This window comes from Polaromonas sp. LjRoot131 (assembly GCF_964252805.1).
Classification (GTDB): Bacteria; Pseudomonadota; Gammaproteobacteria; order Burkholderiales; family Burkholderiaceae_C; genus Polaromonas.
In genome coordinates this window covers 60762-79289 of record NZ_CAXUPF020000006.1, presented here as the reverse complement: position 1 = coordinate 79289, position 18528 = coordinate 60762, and the positions used below count along the sequence as shown (strand labels likewise).

General features: G+C 55.4%; 15 protein-coding genes. 14 read left to right on the top strand and 1 reads right to left on the bottom strand.

Annotated elements, in window-relative coordinates:
* Positions 1–60: 60 nt before the first annotated feature.
* From ACSQ27_RS22450 to ACSQ27_RS22420, 7 genes are all read left to right on the top strand, one after another.
* On the top strand, positions 61–429 hold the full coding sequence (locus tag ACSQ27_RS22450; protein ID WP_436157714.1) for a RidA family protein: 369 nt from the start codon (positions 61–63) through the stop codon (positions 427–429).
* Entirely contained in the window at positions 430–1557 is a 1128-nt protein-coding gene (locus ACSQ27_RS22445) for a mandelate racemase/muconate lactonizing enzyme family protein (RefSeq protein WP_436157713.1), read from the top strand.
* A 114-nt stretch (positions 1558–1671) separates the two neighbouring features.
* Positions 1672–2583 (top strand): LysR substrate-binding domain-containing protein, encoded by a 912-nt coding sequence (locus ACSQ27_RS22440; protein ID WP_436157712.1) that lies wholly within the window; start codon positions 1672–1674, stop codon positions 2581–2583.
* A 219-nt stretch (positions 2584–2802) separates the two neighbouring features.
* Positions 2803–3831 (top strand): ABC transporter substrate-binding protein, encoded by a 1029-nt coding sequence (locus ACSQ27_RS22435; RefSeq protein ID WP_436157711.1) that lies wholly within the window; start codon positions 2803–2805, stop codon positions 3829–3831.
* A 68-nt stretch (positions 3832–3899) separates the two neighbouring features.
* Positions 3900–5051, top strand: coding sequence for an ABC transporter substrate-binding protein (locus tag ACSQ27_RS22430; RefSeq protein WP_436157710.1), 1152 nt, complete (start codon positions 3900–3902; stop codon positions 5049–5051).
* 100 nt (positions 5052–5151) lie between these two features.
* Positions 5152–6339: an MFS transporter gene (locus ACSQ27_RS22425; RefSeq protein ID WP_436157709.1), complete on the top strand. Its 1188-nt coding sequence runs from the start codon at positions 5152–5154 to the stop codon at positions 6337–6339.
* A gap of 691 nt (positions 6340–7030) precedes the next feature.
* Positions 7031–8200 (top strand): porin, encoded by a 1170-nt coding sequence (locus ACSQ27_RS22420; protein ID WP_436157708.1) that lies wholly within the window; start codon positions 7031–7033, stop codon positions 8198–8200.
* Positions 8201–8273: 73 nt separating this feature from the next.
* Here ACSQ27_RS22420 and ACSQ27_RS22415 read toward each other — a convergent pair whose 3' ends face one another.
* Positions 8274–9179 (bottom strand): LysR substrate-binding domain-containing protein, encoded by a 906-nt coding sequence (locus tag ACSQ27_RS22415; protein WP_436157707.1) that lies wholly within the window; start codon positions 9177–9179, stop codon positions 8274–8276.
* A gap of 209 nt (positions 9180–9388) precedes the next feature.
* Between ACSQ27_RS22415 and ACSQ27_RS22410 the strand changes: the two genes are divergently transcribed.
* The 7 genes from ACSQ27_RS22410 (at position 9389) to ACSQ27_RS22380 (ending at position 18502) form a co-directional block, all read left to right on the top strand.
* The gene (locus tag ACSQ27_RS22410; RefSeq protein ID WP_436157706.1) at positions 9389–10312 is read left to right on the top strand and encodes an ABC transporter permease; all 924 of its coding nucleotides are present in this window, start codon (positions 9389–9391) and stop codon (positions 10310–10312) included.
* Positions 10287–11210 (top strand): ABC transporter permease, encoded by a 924-nt coding sequence (locus ACSQ27_RS22405; RefSeq protein WP_436157705.1) that lies wholly within the window; start codon positions 10287–10289, stop codon positions 11208–11210. Before ACSQ27_RS22410 ends, ACSQ27_RS22405 begins: the two co-directional genes overlap by 26 nt.
* A gap of 87 nt (positions 11211–11297) precedes the next feature.
* Positions 11298–12863 carry a glutathione ABC transporter substrate-binding protein gene (locus tag ACSQ27_RS22400; protein ID WP_436157704.1) on the top strand — a complete coding sequence of 522 codons (1566 nt, stop codon included), beginning with the start codon at positions 11298–11300 and terminating at the stop codon, positions 12861–12863.
* A gap of 29 nt (positions 12864–12892) precedes the next feature.
* Complete coding sequence (gene argH / locus ACSQ27_RS22395) at positions 12893–14413, top strand: argininosuccinate lyase (protein ID WP_436157703.1); 1521 nt, start codon at positions 12893–12895, stop codon at positions 14411–14413.
* Positions 14410–16269: a dipeptide ABC transporter ATP-binding protein gene (locus ACSQ27_RS22390; RefSeq protein ID WP_436157702.1), complete on the top strand. Its 1860-nt coding sequence runs from the start codon at positions 14410–14412 to the stop codon at positions 16267–16269. The genes argH and ACSQ27_RS22390 overlap by 4 nt, the downstream gene beginning before the upstream one ends.
* A gap of 101 nt (positions 16270–16370) precedes the next feature.
* Positions 16371–17339 (top strand): Bug family tripartite tricarboxylate transporter substrate binding protein, encoded by a 969-nt coding sequence (locus ACSQ27_RS22385; protein ID WP_436157701.1) that lies wholly within the window; start codon positions 16371–16373, stop codon positions 17337–17339.
* Positions 17340–17383: 44 nt separating this feature from the next.
* Positions 17384–18502: an ABC transporter substrate-binding protein gene (locus ACSQ27_RS22380; protein WP_436157700.1), complete on the top strand. Its 1119-nt coding sequence runs from the start codon at positions 17384–17386 to the stop codon at positions 18500–18502.
* Positions 18503–18528: the final 26 nt, after the last annotated feature.

Below are 18528 nucleotides of genomic sequence, written 5' to 3'. Positions count from 1 at the left end.
ACGTAAGCAGAACCATGCACTGACCGGCATGAGATTTTTAATCAAACAAAGGAGATTCAAATGAGCGACATTACCCGCATTGCCACCGATACGCGCCGTAGCCGTACCGTGGTTTACAACGGCATGGTTTTTGTGGGCGGCATGACAGCTGACGACCGCAGCCAGGATATTCGGGGCCAGACCCGCCAGACGCTGGCAAAGATAGAAAAGTTTCTTGCAGAAGCGGGTACGGATAAGAGCCGCCTGCTGACTGCACAGATCTGGATCAAGGACCTCAAGAACGACTTCGCAGGCATGAACGAAGTTTGGGATGCATGGACGGCGCCCGGTGCCGCTTCGACACGCGCTACTGCCCAATGTGAGCTGGGCGCCCCCGATGTACTGGTAGAGATCATCGTAACGGCCGCAGTGGGAAAAGGTGCGGCATAAATGAAGATCGCAGATATCCGTTGGTATGTGGTTCCTACTCCGTTTAAGGACTTCACGATGGTCGTCGTCGAAACAGACGACGGCATCACCGGAGTCGGCGAGGCTACTCTTGATTACCGATCCGGCCAGGTATGCGCTGGGATTGACTCTGCGGCCCAGTACCTGAAAGGCCGTAGTGCCATTGGTGTCGAGCGAATCTGGGCAGACCTTCACGACCGGATCTTCTGGCGCGGAGGGCCGGCCGATATGGCAGCCCTTAGCGCTATAGACCAGGCTCTGTGGGACATCGCCGGGAAATCAGCTGGCTTGCCAGTTCATCAGCTTTTGGGCGGCCCCTACCGAACGCGGGTGCGTGCCTACTTGAATCAATGGTGGCGCGACATCGCAAAGGGCGCGGACCTGGTTGATCTCGCCAGGATTGCTGTCTCGGAAGGCGCAACGGCATTGAAGTGGTACCCCTTCCGCTTTCTTCCGCAGCACGAGCAGAACTGGGCTGTGAGGCCTGTGGAAGTTCAACGAGCGGTCGATGAAGTTGCCGCTGTTCGTGCTGCAGTGGGCCCTAACATCGATTTGATGGTAGATCTGTGGCGACGCCTGGACCGAGCCGCCGCCGCGCAGTTTTGCACGCAAGTGGCTCCGCATAACCTTCTTTTTATCGAGGAACCGGTGATGGCCGAGAACCTTGAGGTGCTCTCCGGTCTGGCCCGGCAGTCTCCCGTGCGTCTTGCGACGGGTGAGCGGCTCGCTGGAAGGCAGGAGTTTCGCGCGGTGATTGAGCGCCAAGCTGTCGGAATTGTTCAGCCGTCCGTCATTCGGGTTGGCGGCATCACCGAGATGCGAAAGATTGCTGTAATGGCCGAAGTTTATGGAATTGGTGTTGCTCCCCATAATCCGGTAGGGCCCATCGCCACAGCTGCAAGCGTGCAGGTGTGCGCTGCCATTCCCAACGCGGTGATGCTCGAGACCTATGCCAATGGCGTGCCGGCGGTGAGGGACGAGTTCATGTCGGTGAACCTGCTACTCGATGGCGACGGATTTGAGGTCGGCAATCGGCCTGGTCTGGGTGTTGAGGTGGACGAAAAAGCTCTGAAACGCTTGGCAACCGCTACCGGCTCCGTCCGGCCTTGAACTGCTTGGGACAACCGCGTGGTGTAGCGACGCGCGGTTTCCCCGGCTCCTCTTGTTATTCATCCAATTAGGCGATTAAATTGCCTGTTGTACCGATACTAGGAGCCTTACTCAATGATGAACCTCTCGCAGGTTGAAGCTTTTCGCGCGGTAGTGCTCTCAGGCTCCACCACGGCAGCTGCGCGCGTTCTTCATACTTCGCAGCCCAATGTCAGCCGGCTGATATCTCAGCTTGAAAAGGCCATTGGTCTCCTCCTATTCGAAAGATCCCCAGGAAAACTGACCCTTACAGAGGAGGGCCATACGTTCTTCACTGAGGTTCAGCGAAGCTTTCTCGGCCTTGAGCGGCTGGACGAAACTGCGGACAAAATCAGACGATTCGGCACCGGGGAGCTGAGGATTGCTGCGGTCTCAACAATCGCATTCGGCCTTCTGCCCAGGGCGATAAAGCGGTTCGCCCAAGATCATCCGGAAGTGGGGATCTCTATTCACATGGGCCATTCGTCAGTTATTTCGCAGTGGGTGGACTCGCATTTTTGCGACTTGGGGATCGTCTCGCAGCTGTCGCGCCAGGACATTTCCACTGAGCGAGACGTTTTATACCGGATAGATGGCGTTTGCCTGATGCCTGAGAACCACCGGCTTGCGCAGAAGAAGCGTCTTACTCCAATCGATCTTGAAGGCGAGACTTTCATCTCGTCAGCCAAACCTGACGAACTGCGTAAAACTGTCGATCGCATTTTCGATGAGGCAGGGGTTAAGCGAATAATAAATATCGAAACGTCCTACAGCTCCATCATCTGGTCGCTTGTGGGGCTGGGCATGGGGGTCAGCATCGTCAATCCGCTTGCCGTACAGGATTACCGGTCGGCACCCGTCGTGACACGGCCTTTTGATCCCGCACTGCCGTATGAAGGCATTCTGATCATTCCAAAAGGACGACCAGCCAATCGCCTCGTTGCGAAGTTTTCAGAGGTGTTGCGTACGGTTGCCCGAGAGGAATGTGACGCACTGCTTGCTCAATGAATTGCCCCGCCTCGGTCTTCAATGTCTGGGGTATCGTCTTCTGGTTTCATCCTATATCGTCTTCGAATAGACCTGCCCTGTATTTCTATTTGACCTGACATCGACCCCGTCACTACAGTACCCAGGCACCACATTCGTGGTGTCGCTGGTGGCGTAAGGCCCCGCGTGAAGCTCTCCTTTGCCTAATAAGCAAGGGCTCTTTTTATGTGGCGGGGAATCATGAAACGACTACAGGCATCCTTGTTTGTTCTGGCACTGTATGCCGCGGGCCACGCGGCAGCGCAACAGCCCACTCTTTATGTCGCCGGCCCTGGCGGTAGCGCCCAGAAATTGTTCCAGGAAAGGATCATTCCTGCGTTTGAGGTGAGTCGCAAAGTCAAGGTGACCTACATCCCGGGCAACTCCACTGACGTTCTTGCCAAGTTGCAAGCTCAGAGGGGCAGGCAGGAGATGCATGTCGTCATCGTCGACGACGGTCCCATGTATCAAGCTATTCAGTACGGGTACTGTGAAACGTTGAGCAAGGCGCCGGTCTACTCCGACGTGTACGAAGCGGCCCGCTTTGGCGGAAAGGCCATCGGTGTGGGGCTGGTTGCCACAGGCATTGCCTACAACAAGGCTGCATTTGATAAAAAGGGCTGGGCCGCCCCACAGTCCTGGAACGATCTGACTGACCCGAAATACAAGCAGCGGTTCACGACTTCGTCTTTGTCGGGCACTTATGGGGTTCACACCCTCCTCATGTTCGCTCGTGTGAACGGAGGAAGTGAAAAGAATATTGATCCCGGTTTCGATGCCATCGGCAAGAAGCTGGTTCCCAATGTGCTGAGTTGGTCTTCATCACCTGCCGCTTTGGCCGAAATGTTCCATAACCGTGACGTGGACGTCGCGATATGGGGTAGCAGCCGTGCCTATGCGTTGAAAAAGACTGGCTTTCCGCTTGAGTTTGTCTACCCGAAGGAGGGCGCTGTTGCCTTGGTCACCGCGGCCTGCCCGGTCGTGCAAAACAATGCAATGGAACATTCTCAAGCTTTCGTGCAGCACCTGGTGTCGCCTCAAGTGCAGCAATGGCTCGCTACTGAGGGCTGGGGCCCAACTAACAGCAAGACAAAGCTTGAGGGAGAGCTCGCGCGCAATGTGCCTTACGGGCCAGACTTCATTAAGAAGCTGGTCCGGGTCGATTGGGATGTCGTAAACCAGAAACGTGCCGAATGGACTAATCGCTGGAACCGCACGATCGAGCGCTGATTTCCTTTCCAGCCCCTTTCCTTCGCGGAAGGTCCGGCTGGTCACTTTCTCATATCCCTTATTCCTCGATGAAACAAATCTTCAAGTTGGTAATGCCGGCTGTCCTATGCTGCGCTGCAAGCTTTGCAACTTCATTGGCCCAGGCGGGGCAAATCGTTATTGGGCAGGTAGCACCGCTTTCTGGACCGGAGGCTAGTCAGGGACGCGCCTACGCCGCCGGCATGCAGTTGTTCTTCAATGAAACAAACAAGTCGGGAGGCGTAAACGGGAATACGTTCGAGCTGGTGAGCAAAGACGATGGTGGTAAGCCAGAAGAGACGGTCGCCAACACCCGTCAGTTGCTCTTCGAGAGTCAGCCGATGGTGTTGGCCGGTTATTTCGGTAATCGCAACATCTCAGAACTTGTGAGTTCTGGCTTGCTCGGGAAGGAAAAGCTCACCTTGGTTGGCTACCGTGTTTCTGAGATTGGTGCCGAGCCTCCCCAGCTCTTCAACGTCAGGGCCAATTTCCGCACTGAACTCAGCAAGATTACCGAGCATCTGGCCGCTATAGGAGTTACGCGCCTGGGTCTCCTATACGAGGAGGGCCCAGGTGCAGCGGCTCAAATTGCCATAACCGAGGAAATCGCGAAGAAAGGCAATGCCACCATTGTCTCCAAAGCGTCCTACGAGGCAGGGACCACGCGCGTGGCGGACGCGATTGACACGTTCGTCAAGGCAAAGCCTCAGGCGATCATTTTGGTGTGCAGTGGTGCAACTGGCGCGCGTTTTATTGAGCGATATCGCGCGGATGGCGGCTCCGCACAGATCTTCGTGCATTCTGGCGCCGACATGGAGCGCGTGACGAAGCGTATTGCGGAAAACCGCTTGGCGTTCGTCTCGAGCGTTATGCAGGGCGTCGCTATCGTACAGGTGGTTCCAAGCCCGTATCACTCGTCCAAATTGGCAAAAGAGCTCAACGAGGCGGTGGCCAAAGACGGCAAGCTGGAGGTGCCGGTGAGCTACGTCATGATGGAAGGCTACATCGCAGCGAAGGTCATTGTTGAGGCTGTGCGACGCCAGGGAAAACGTCCGACTCGAGAAGGCATGGCTGCCGCGCTGGAGGGTATCGACAGTCTTAACCTTGGCGGATATACGGTCGGCTTCAAGCCTGGCGTTCGAAGCGGATCCAAATTCGTGGAGCTGACGATCATTAGTGACACCGGCAAGATCCGCCAATGAAACGGGTGAGATCGATTGAATCCTATCTGATCCCAAAGGTTCTGTGGTTTCGATATTTAGCCATCAAAGGGCCGGTTCAGACTTCATGTGTTGATTCGTTATGACGCGAGATCTTGCGCGTCTCATCGCGACTCTGGTTCTCTTTCACGGTTGCATGACCGGTACACGGCTAGCGGCATCGCTAATTGCACTGCGCGATGGGTACAGCGCCGCGGCGGTCGGAATTTTGCTTGCCTTGTTTGCATTGGCTCAGATTTTTCTGGCTTTGCCGGCCGGGCGGTTTGCAGACCGACACGGACTCAAGCGGCCCATTCGGTACTGCGTTTTGGTCGGTGCTGTCGGTGCGGGTTGTGCTGTGTTTTTCCCTGTCTTCACGGTGTTGTGCTTTTCGGCCCTGATGACAGGCGCTGCCGCGGTTACCGTCGTGATCGCAGTGCAGCGGCACGCTGGCCGCTCAATCACTGGGGCAGTGCAACTCAAGCAAGTCTTTGGCTGGTTGTCTATTGGGACGGCGGTATCTAGCTTTATCGGCCCTTTTGCTGCGGGACTACTGATCGACCATGCTGGTGATGTGGCTGGCAGCACTACAGGCTATCGCGCGGCTTTTTTGTTGATGGCAATTTTTCCTCTGGCATCCTGGCTGCTGGTGCGTAACATGGTCGAGGCACCGCTTACTGATGTACCGAAGGCCGGCAAGGCGCTTCGCACCATGGACTTGCTGCGCGATCAGCACTTCCGCAATCTCATGTTGGTGAACTGGTTCCTGCAGTCTTGTTGGGACGTGCATATGTTCATGGTGCCGGTACTTGGCTTTGAACGCGGAATAAGCGCTTCGGTGATCGGCATCATTCTGGGCACATTCGCTATGGCTGCTGCTGCTATCCGCGTTGCATTGCCGATTATTGCGGCTTGCTTGCAGGAGTGGGCTGTGCTCCTTGTTGCGATGATCGCCTCAGCCCTAGTCTTTGCTGTCTACCCTCTGGTCCATTCCGCAGTTTCTATGGGACTGTGTTCGGTGGTTTTGGGGCTATCGCTTGGTATGGTTCAGCCGATGGTAATGAGCATGTTGCATCAAATCACCCCTGAAGCTCGCCACGGCGAGGCGATCGGTCTCCGACTGATGGTTATTAATGTGTCTAGCGTCGCTATGCCAATGTTTTTTGGCACAGCGGGTACGATTATTGGTATTTCCGGCGTATTCTGGATTGCTAGCGTGATCGTTGGCACAGGCTCCAGGGTTGCCTGGGCGCTTAGGAAGAGCACGCAAAACGTCGGATCTTCCTGCTAGCGGTCGCTATGCGAAATATCGCACTTTTGCCTGCTATGCCATCCCGCTCGTCAAGTGCTCTCGTAAGGGCTGTCGGAATACTGCGGCGTGAAGGTAAGCAAGCTGAGTCTCGAGAATCCCACGATCGAGACATCCAGGGTCGCAAGGCTGCACCATTGGCAACAACAGCCGCTTAGTGGTTTCATACGTACGCACGGACTGGTAACTTCCTAGCGTCCGCGTACTCGTCTCCCTAATCTGTCGACCCGATCGGTTAAGGCAGTTCCGTGTCTTTGGGCCACAAAGGCTAGATCCCTTCTCGGCGGAAAACCCGGTCTATCAGACGGTGCATCGCCGTAGAGCGCGCTCCGTCGGATGGCCTCTAGACCGAAGTGCGAAAGAGTTCTGAGTTCAATCTTTCCCCGACTGGCATCAGCGGTCCCGTAGTGGTCGAAGGTTCTTGGAGTCTGGGAGGCGGGGCGCTGCTGACCCAGGGTGCAACCACTCCAGTCAACCGTTAATCGTCAAAACATAACGTTTCCTGATGCGCGTCCAACATGGACTGCAGTTGTTCGTCGTTCCTTGCCACCGCATGATTCGACTGCTGAGGTTGCTGTCTAAAACGGCGAGCTGAAGTCGCATGCGCTGGCGATTTGGGAATATGAGGAATCGCAGGTTCAGATTTTCGATAAAGAACTTTGGAGTCATTTGAATGAAGAAAAAGCATATCCTGATTGCTGCAATTTCGGCAGTATCGGGCCTTACCCACGCCCAGTCCACCGTAACTATCTACGGCATATTGGATGCCAATATCGGCAGTTTTAAAGCCAATCAACTTTCGGGTGCTGGTGCCACTGCAACTATTCAGAGCATCACCATGTCAAAGGTCGACTCAGGTGCTTTTTCAGGGAATCGCTGGGGAATAAGATTCACCGAAGACCTTGGAGGTGGCTTGGCCGCGGTGGGTAATCTGGAGTCGGGCTTCAATCTTGATTCAGGTTCATCAGCTCAGGGCGGGCTTCTTTTTGGGCGTCGAGCCGTGGTCGGCTTGGCTAGTACCACCTGGGGTACTGTCACAGTCGGTCGTAATAGCACCTCCTATAACGATGTGGCTGTCGACTACGCGATGATGGAAAACTCTATTTTTGATCCTTCTGGAAACAGTATCAGCACTCCCGCCTCCACCCTGACCACAATTAACACCTTGGCGGGTCAAGCTGCATTTCTAAGTCATAACAACAGCACCGGTCTGGGTGCGCAGATGACGTGGCTAGGATTTAACAACCGTTTCAACAACAGCATTAAATACGCGTCGCCGAACTTCGCCGGCTTTACGGGAACGTTTACTTATGGTTTTGGTGAGGACAAGACCACGGTACAACCATCGAGTCGCTCTACGTCATTGGCTTTGAAATACGTTAATGGCCCGCTCCTGATCTCGGGTGGCTATCAGTCTGAGGGTGGCGCAATTAACCAAGTAACGGGTGCAAAGCCGGCGCTGGAAAACACGCTGATCAGCGCCGCGTACGACTTTAAGGTAGTGAAAGTGGGGGTGGGCTACAACCGCGGGCGGTACAAAGGCGTGACCGCCACCGGCGGCGACCTCGCAGCACAGAATGAATACAGTATCAGTGCTGCCGTTCCTGTAGGAGCGTTTACCGTCGCCGCTGGATATGCGCAATCTAAAGGAAATGATCTGGGAAAAGCCTCTGGATTCGGATTGCAAGCCACTTACGCATTGAGCAAGCGTACGACGTTGTACGCGGGGGGCGTAAGTACAAAGAACTATGACAAGGTCGCAGCTGCAGCCCGCGTAATTGCTCCTTCGAGCAATATCGCACGCACCGCGATCTACGCGGTAGGTATACGACACAACTTTTGATTACACGCTGCCGTTTACGGCAAGCATAAGCCGCTTCACTCGAAGCGGCTTTTTTTGTTTGTCGGTCAGGTGTTTAAGTTGCGTTCGATCCTTTAGCGAAGAGATCCTTCATGACATGTATGAAATCATTAAGAACCTTTGAGCGGGGCTGGTGTGCAGGAAGGACCATTGCAAATTCGAATGGAACGACAGGCACCAAAGGACGACTAACCAATGCCAAGCCACGCAGATGAGTAGCGGTAAATGGATCGGTCACAGTGACACCTAGCCCGCCAGCGACCAGGCCGCAAGCCGAGTGGGCTAGTGTTGTATCCACCGATCGTTTGCAAGAAACGCCGGCCGCTTCCAGCGCCATGTCGAGTCGCATACGGAACGGGCTGTTGCGACTTAGCGAGATTAATGATTCGTCTTGGAGGTCTGTGATGTGCACTGCCTTCTTCCGAGCGAGAGGATGTCCACGGGGAAGGACGCATACAGCTGGCACAGTTGGTAGCGGGAAGACATCGACTCCTGGGTACTCTGATCCGATCATTTGAACAAAGCCGATATCAAATTGGTGGGCGGCCGTGAGTTCCAGAATTCCTAGTGAATTTCGGACGTCTAGGGAAATCGCAATGCTAGGACGAGCTAGCGAGAACTGACGAACGCCTTCAGTAAGCAAGCTTAAGCCTAGTGTGTGCATAGAGGCTATCCGCAAGGTTCCAATGCGTACGGACTTCAGATCTTCCGCAACTCTCTCGACTTGTTCGATGCCTTGGTAGAACCGATCTACCTCCCGATATAGGCGCTGTGCTTCGGCACCTGGCAACAGGCGATTCCCTTCGCGCCGAAACAGTCTGATCGTTAGATTTTTTTCCAGATCTTTTATTAATCGGCTAACTGCAGGTTGGCTGACTTTTAAAAGCTCCGCTGCGATTGTCATGCTGCCAGTGACCATTACATGTCGGAAGGCTTCTAGCTGTTTCGGATTGAGATTCATAGCTGCTCCAGGAAGGCACAAGACACGCTAAGGGCAAGAGCCAGAGCATAAACATCAAAAATGGTCATGCGCATAACATTTTATTATGCGCGTCAAACGTTTTTTGCAGTTGTGCCGGGTGCACCGCCGCGTCATCATTCGGTCACACAACTGGACGCGCATCTTGTCGGTCCTACCTATTAACTAGTGACCGCGCTCGCGGGAAGTCAATGCTCAGCTACGTAGTTCGACGGCTCTTGCTATTTTTCCCAATGCTTCTGGGAATATCGCTCGCGGTTTTTCTTGTGATGCATGCCATTCCAGGAGACTTGGCTCGGATGGCCGCCGGCCCCGATGCGGCGGAGACAGACATTGAGCAGATCCGCCGAAACTATGGCTTAGATAAGCCGCTTCATCAGCAGTACTCTATCTACCTTCAGCGCGTGGTGCTACAGGGCGATTTGGGAGACTCCTTTCAAACCTATGCGCCGGTGGCCGAGAGCATCGCACGTACGCTTCCAGCAACCCTTGAACTGGCCACTGCTGGGATGTTGCTCGCCGTGGTGCTCGGTGTCCCGCTGGGCATCGCGGCTGCACTCAAGCCCCGCGGTCTGCTCGACAGTGCCTTGACGGCACTTGCAGTGGTTGGTATTTCGATGCCGGGGTTCTTCTTGGGCCTTCTGTTGATGCTTCTCTTTGCATCCACGCTGGGGTGGCTGCCGCCTACCGGTCGAGGCAACTGGCAGCAGTTAGTAATGCCTGCAATCACGCTTGGTTTGCCGTACGTGGCTACCTTCTCTAGGCTTGCGCGCTCCAGCATGCTCGACGTGCTGGGGGAGGATTACATCCGAACCGCCTATGCCAAAGGGGTCGCACGGCCACGCGTCGTGTTGCGCCACGCCCTGTCCAATGCATCCATACCGCTGGTGACTTCGTTCGGCATGGACTTTGGCCGCCTGCTTGGAGGGGCGGTCATTGTGGAGACCGTTTTTGCCTGGCCCGGTATGGGTCGTTACATGATCGACGCGATCATGGTCCGCGACATCTACGTCGTGCAGGGAACCATCCTGGTCTTTGCCGCGCTTGTCGTTCTCATCAACCTTATCGTCGACCTGGCATATGGATTCCTTGACCCTCGCATCACCTACGCTTGAAGTGCAATCCAACGCGCCCGTCAGCACTTCTGCGGTGGCTCGGCGCCCGCCTAGAGGTTTCCTGCGTTACCTCGTCAGCGCGCGGCGCTGGATTGCCTTGGGCTCGTTAGCCATCCTGTTGGTAATTTTCGCGGCCGCCGCTATTGCACCATGGATTTTCGATTGGATATCCATCACGCAGGTGAGCCTTGACCGAGCGCTGCTCGCGCCGGGCAACGCCTTCTGGCTTGGGACGGACGAGCTTGGACGGGACCTCTTAGGACGTGTCCTTTGGGGGGCGCGAATCACACTGGCAGTTGCCTTTGGTAGCGTTGCAATGGGTATGACCGTAGGTATTTCACTCGGTGCGATATGCGGCTTTTACTCTAACGCAGCCACCGGCGCTCTGATGCGGTTCATGGATTTCATGATCGCTTTTCCACGTACTTTGGTGGCCATTATGGTGGTGGCCGTTGCCGGCAATAGCGTGATGAGTCTGACTGCTGCTATCGCTATTTCCACCATGCCGATCTATGTGCGCTTCTTCGCAGCACCGGTACGAGCGCTCAAGGAGCGCGAGTTCGTGCTTGCATCACGTTCCATAGGCGTGGGCGATCTTCGGCTGATCCTGAGCCACATCATTCCGAATATTGGCTCCCTCATCATCGTGCAAGCCACAACCTCATTGGCCGAAGCTATTTTGATTGGCTCTGGTCTGAGCTTCCTCGGTTTAGGCCCGCCGCCCCCAATTCCTGAGTGGGGCGCCATGATCGCGAACTCCCGCGCCCATCTCACCAGTCACCCGCATGTTCTGCTCGCACCGGGCTGTGCGCTGTTCATCGTGATCTTGAGCTTTAACCTCGTCGGTGACGCACTGAGGGACTACGTGGATCCGCGTTCCCGGCAGGCACGGCGCTGAAAACTCAGATCTTCCCTTCACATTCCAACTTCATCCGAATCCCCGTCCCGCATTTGTTATTACCTTCCAAACTCCGGAGTACCTTCCATGCGCTACAGTTTTTCGTCCATCATGCGTGAGCTCACCGCAGCGGGCCTTGCCCTAGTACTGCTCGGCGGCGCCGGCTACGCCTCGGCAGAGACCAGTCTGACCTATGTCCAAGGCACAGAGATTGACACGTTGGATCCAGCCGTGAGCCGTAGCACCCCCTCGCAAATAGTCATCACCCATATTTTTAACAAACTGGTGAGTTGGGACGGCCCAGGCTTTAAGAAGATCGTGCCCGACCTTGCGGAGTCATGGAACGTTTCTGCTGACGGAAAGGTATGGACTTTCAATCTGCGCAAAGGCGTGAAGTTTCACGATGGAACGCCACTGGACGCAGCTGCTATCAAGTTCAACCTAGATCGTTTGCGCAGTCCAGAGTTGGGCTCACCGAATCGCTCCTACTACGCTTCTATTGAGACAGTTGAAGCCCCGAGCACGTACGTCGTGACCATTGCTACCAAGGAGCCGTCGCCCACACTGCTTGAAATTCTGACAGAGGAGTGGGCCTCTATTAGCAGCCCCACGGCTATCGAAAAGCGTGGCAGGGCCTATGGCCGCAACCCCGTGGGTACGGGGCCCTATGTATTCAAAAGTTGGGTGCCTAACGAACGCGCCGAGATTGTGCGCAATCCCGATTACTTTGGAACTCCTGGTAAGACAGACCGGCTAGTCTTTCGCCCCGTGCCAGAGAATGCGGCACGCGTAATCGAACTGAAGACTGGAAACGCGGACGTTGCAGCGAACATTGCGCCGGAGCTTACCGGTGACTTCAAGGGCAGCGACAAAATGGTGCTGCAACAGGCCGCTAGCGCTTTTCAGGTGTTCTTCGAGCTGAATGTCACCAAGCCCCCCTTTGACGATGTGCGCGTACGCAAGGCAGTGAATCTGGCCATCGACCGCCAAGCCATAGTAGACAAGATCCTATTGGGCTATGGCCGCGTTCCCGTCAGCCCTTTTCCCGAGGGAACGCAGGCTAGGCGCATATTCCCGGCTTACAAGTACAACCCGGACGAGGCGCGCCGCTTGCTGAAGGCCGCATTTCCCAATGGTTACACCGGTGTCGTAACTATGTGGACCCCCTCTGGTCGTTACACAAAAGATCGTGCCGCCGCGGAAGCCGTACAGGGCTACCTGAACGCCATCGGCCTGAAGACCGAGTTCAAGGTCTGGGAGTGGGCAAGCTACCAGAAGGAGCTGTACCGCGCCGAGGCTGGCAAAGGTACAGGCAAGGGGAGCAACGGCGCCAATATGTGGTTGCTGGGAACCGGTATCCCGAATGCGGATATTCGCCTGCGCCGTAAATTGAGCACGGGCGACCCCTCCAACCTCACCGGCTACTCCAATCCGATGGTCGACGGACTGCTAGCCAAAGCCGCCGGCGAGATGAACTACGAAAAACGCATGGGGACGTATGGCGACATCCAGCGGGTTGTCTGGGAGCTCGAACCCAACACCATACCTCTGTTTGACCAGGTGCAACTCATCGGCCAACGCAAAGGCGTTAAAGGCCTGACCGTCTACAGCGATGAGATCGTCGAATTCAATAGCGCAACCGTCACCCGTTAATCCACTCTACGCCCACTCTCAAATTTCCGATGACATCCACCTCCCATCATGAAACTCTGCTGACCGAGGCCAGATTGAGTGCTCCGCCAGCCGCACGTTTGGTCAAATATCACGACCTGCCAGGCCTGGAGCGCGAAAAGAAGCAGTTCCAAGAATTTGTCGCTGTCGATATGGCGCACACCACCATGCTTGTGGAGGAGGGCATCATCTCGGCGGGAGTGGGCCGCGCCATCCTGCAGCAACTGCTTGGGATTCGTCGCATGGAACCGGCGGACTTCCCTACGGACGTTCGTAAAGGCAGCTTCCTTCTGCAAATCGAGTCCTATCTCTTTGCGGCAATCGGTGAAGATGTAGGCGGACAGATGCACACCGGTCGCAGCCGTATCGACCAAGGCGCCACCGTTCGGCGGCTCTACAAGCGAAACCGCATGCTGGACGTTATGGACCAGCTTAATGGTCTGCAGGACGCTATCGCCCAGCAGGCTCGGCGCCATGCTCGCACCATAATGCCTGGCTACACCCACCTTCAACATGCGCAACCTTGGGTCTTCGGTCACTACCTGCTGAGCTTCAGTTCCCGACTACACGACAGTTTCGAACGGCTTGCCCAAGCGTATGGCCGTGTCAACCGCAACCCATTGGGTTCGGTCGGCCTGGCTGGAACCTCTTGGCCCTTGAACCGCATGCGCACCACTGCACTGTTGGGTTTTGATGGGTTGGTGGAGAACTCCAAATTGGGACGTGAGGCTTACTATGCCGCCGAGGCAATCGGTGCTTTGGCCTTCGTCATGGCCGATCTCAACGATCTGGCGACCGACCTGCATCTTTGGTCCAGCACTGAGTTCGGCCTGGTTGAGAGCGACGACAGCTACTGCGGTACAAGCAGCATCTTCCCCCAGAAGAAGAACCCAGCCGGCCTTGAAACTATCAAAAAAGCCGCCGGCTCTGCCGTAACCTGGCTGGCAACCGCTCTGGCCACCTTCCGTGCGGAGGGAACAGGTGACCAAGCCATGCGCGAACTACCGCTGATCGACGAGGCACTCGCGACCACCGAAGGCATGCTTGACCTTTTTACGGGAGTAATCGAGACGTTAATCGTCCATGACGACCGGATGGCTAAATCACTCAGCGGCAGCTGGTGTACGGCTAGTAACCTTGCCGACCTGATCGTACGCGAGCGCGGCCTTTCATTTCGACAGGTGCACCACATCGTGGCGCGTGTGGTGCGTAACTGCATTGCACTAGGCATTGCACCGGCCGATTTGACCAGCACGCTACTCGATGAAGCCGCGCTGGAGACTGCCGGCCTTGAGCTAAACCTCGGTGATGAAACTGTACGCGATGCGCTTGACCCGAGGCGCTTCGTCGAAACCCGTGTGACCGATGGCAGCGTAGGTCCGCTACAAGTCGCTCGTCTGCTCGCGCATGCGCAAAGTGAGCGAGTAGCCGATCGGCGATGGGTGGAGGAGGCGCGCGCCCGCCTGGCTCGAGCACAGAGCGAACTGAACGAGGCTGTTGGCCGACTTGTTACTGTCGCGGAAACCGTATGAACGAAGACCTCGTCGCCCGTGTACAAAACCTGAGCGTAGGATTCAGCGGCGATGCCAGCACTCCTATGGCGGTGCGAGATGTCTCTTTCGAGGTGGCTCGTGGCAAGACGTTGGCTATCGTCGGGGAGTCAGGCTCGGGAAAATCGGTGACTTCGCTGGCCATCATGCGCCTGGTGGAACTGGGCGGTGGCCGTATTGCGTCCGGGCAGATGCAACTGCGTACCCGCCATCATGGGGTGATAAATCTGATGGGTGCACCCGAATCCCAGCTCCGTCGCCTGCGGGGCGCTGACATGGCCATGATCTTTCAGGAGCCCATGACCTCCTTGAACCCGGTGTTCAAGGTGGGCGACCAGATTCTGGAAGCGATCCGATTGCATCAGCCCGGCGATCGTGCGGCCACATTTGCACGCGCGCTTCGCATGCTGGACCTTGTGCGAATCCCTGACGCAAGGCAGATGATGGGGCGCTATCCGCACCAGCTCTCCGGTGGAATGCGCCAGCGGATCATGATCGCTATGGCATTGGCCTGCGAACCTACTTTGCTCATTGCGGACGAGCCGACCACGGCGCTGGACGTGACCGTACAGTCGCAAATCCTGCAGATTATTCGAGGGCTGCAGGACGACCTGAAAATGGGCGTGATATTCATCACTCACGATATGGGAGTTGTGGCCGAGATCGCTGACGAGGTGATGGTCATGCGCAACGGCGAGACCGTAGAGCGCGGCTCTGTAGAGGCTATATTTACGCAGCCCAAGCATCCATATACACAAAGTCTGCTGGCCGCCGTGCCCAGGCTTGGCGCTATGCAGGGCACCGATTTTCCAGCCAAATTTCCTTTGATCGAGGCTCGTACGAGCGATTTGAGGCAGACAGTTGTCTCGTCAGAAATTGCGCCGAATGCATCAAAGCCGGATTACGGTCTCTCACCCCTGCTGCGTGTGCGCAATTTGGTGACCCGTTACGACTTGCGCGGCGGCATTCTCGGACGAGTGCAGCGCCGGGTTCATGCGGTGGAAAATGTGAGTTTTGACCTCTTCGCTGGAGAAACACTAGCGTTAGTCGGTGAATCGGGTTGCGGAAAATCGACAACAGCCCGTGCGGTGGCGCGGCTGCTACGCACACAAGGAGGGGAAATCGAATTCAATGGGAAGCCCATCGGGGGCATGACTGGCAGCGCATTAAAAGGCTTACGCCGAGAAGTGCAGATGGTGTTTCAGGATCCCTACGCATCACTCGATCCGCGCCGTACCGTCGAAGACTCATTGATTGAGCCGCTTAAGGTACACAACATTGCGCATGGAGCGGTTGCCCGTCGCAGGGTTTGTGAGCTATTAGAAAAGGTTGGCTTGCTGCCGCAGTATGCCCAGCGTTATCCGCACGAATTTTCAGGTGGACAGCGTCAACGAATCTGTATCGCGCGAGCGCTTGCTCTCTCACCACGCTTAATCGTTGCGGACGAGTCGGTTTCCGCGCTTGATGTTTCCATTCAAGCTCAGGTAATTAACCTCATGCAGGATCTTCAGCGCGAATTGGGGATCGCTTTTCTCTTTATCTCTCATGACTTGGCTGTTGTTGAGCGTGTGAGTCACCGGGTAGCTGTGATGTATCTTGGACGCATTGTGGAGATCGGAACCCGTCGCCAGATCTTCGAAAATCCCCGCCATCCCTATACGCGGAAACTCCTGTCAGCTGTGCCTGTGGCAGACCCGCAGCGTCGTAATCTGCGCCATATGCTGGACGGTGAAATTCCCAGCCCGATACACGATCTGCACTATGTGCCGCCCGAGGTAAAGCTTGCCGAGATCGCACCCGGGCATTTTGTGGCTGATGAAGTGTGCGTAGCAGTCTGAGCGATTAGCTAAGCGCTGTCATCGCCATACTTCTGATAGCACCCAGTGAAGAGTAGCAACCGCCCCTTTCATATTCCTTCTATATTTACCGAGAACGCATCATGACAAAAATTTCTAGGTTGGTTATTTGTTTACTCATAGCACTGTCCGGTACAGCCGCTTGCGCTGAAGGCTATCCAATGAAGCCGATCCGTTTGGTCGTGCCATTTCCTCCAGGAGGAACGACGGACAATCTTGGCCGGTTATTGGCCGGCCGTATGTCCGAAGCGCTTGGGCAGCAGGTGATTGTTGACAATCGTGGAGGAGCAGGGGGAACTCTCGGTGCAGATATTGTGGCCAAGTCGGCGACGGATGGATATACGTTGTTGTTCGGAACCGTCAGCACGCAATCAATCAATGCGTCGCTTTATAAGCGGTTGCCATTCGATCCTAAGAAGGACTTCACCTCCATTGCAACGTTTGCGACTGTCCCGAATATCTTGGTAGTCAACCCAAATGTCCCGGTTAAGTCCGTTCAAATGTTAATTGAATACTCAAAGAGAAATCCCTCTGCTCTGTACATGGGTTCCGCAGGTAATGGAACTACGAACCATCTTTCAGGGGAGTTGTTCAAAGCCATGACGGGGGCTTCTTTCACGCACGTGCCGTACAAGGGTAGCGGACCTGCGATGACTGACTTATTGGGAAATCAGATTCAGCTGATGTTCGACAACCTCCCGGGATCGTTGCCGCAGATCAAAACTGGAAATCTTCGTCCGCTAGCTGTAACGGGAACAAAAAGATCACCGGTTTTGCCCGATGTGCCGACTGTCGCAGAGGCAGGAGTGCCTGGATACGAGGTGGGTGTGTGGTTTGGCGTGTTAGGACCAAAGAACCTACCGAAGGAGGTGGTAACCAAGCTTTCCTATGAAATCTCGCGCATCGCTCGTGACAAGGCAACTGTAGAGAAATTAACACTGCAGGGTGCCACCCCACTTGTCTCATCGCCAGAGGAATTCAGTAAGCGTATTCAATCGGATGCCGAAAAATGGGCAAACCTGGTGCGCAGTTCAGGTGCAACTGTAGATTAATTGTGATTACGAATCCCAGCGCTTCTAAAAATAATGAAGTTTTTATGAGAATTAATTCAATCTTTGTTGTCATCTTTGCACTGCTGGGAATGCCACTAGCTCACGCCGTCGAGGTTGTTGTTGGGCAAGTTGGTCCGATGTCGGGCTTAGATGCCAATCAGGGTCGGGCATATGCGGTCGGTATGCAGTTGATGTTTAATAACATTAACAAGGCCGGCGGCATCAACGGTCACACCTTCGCTCTGATTCGCAAGGATGACGGTGGACGGGCGGAAAACACTGTGAGTGTGACCAAGCAGCTGCTGAGTGAAGAGCGACCGTTGGTCTTGGCTGGATTTTTTGGTAACCGCAACATCACAGACGTGGTGAATTCGGGCTTACTTGAAGCAAATTCAATCGCCGTCGTAGGCTATCGCACGACGGAGATACGTGTGGAGGCTCCGTTGTTATACAGCGTGCGTGCCGGCTTGCGTGACGAAATCAACAAGATTACCGAGCACTTGGCCACCGTCGGTATCAACCGAATCGGTCTTTTTTACGAGGACGGTCCCGGAGCTGCTTCACTCCTTTCTGCTACAGACGAAGCAGCCAAGAAGACTGCTGGTAATGTCGTTTCCAAAGCATCCTATGCGACCGGGACGGCCCGTGTTACGCCGGCTGTTGAGGTGTTCGTTAAAACCGCACCGCAAGCCATCATCATGGTCGCAAGCGGTGCCGCCGCAGCAGCTTTTATTGAGCAGTACCGGGCGGCCGGTGGGGCGTCACAGTTGCTTTCGCACTCAGGGGCTGACATCGAACAGTTGTCTAAGAGATTGAGCGAGGAGCAACTGAGGGGTGTGGCAATTGCACAAGTTGTGCCCAATCCGTACAAGATTTCAGTACGCCTGGCTAAGGAGTTCAGCGATACCATCGCGAAGGCTCAGAGTTTAGAGGTGCCGGCGAGCTACACCATGATGGAGGGCTACATCGCAGCGAAGGTCATTGTTGAAGCCGTGCGGCGACAAGGAAAGAACCCTAATCGCGCAGGTATGGTGACAGCGCTAGATGGGATGGAAAACTATGACCTCGGCGGCTACCTGGTGAGTTTCAAGCCAGGAATGCACTCAGGTGCAAAGTTTGTTGAATTGTCCATCATCAGCGGCAGCGGAAAGATACGCCAGTAGAACGACGAGGGCCGACTTAACTGCTT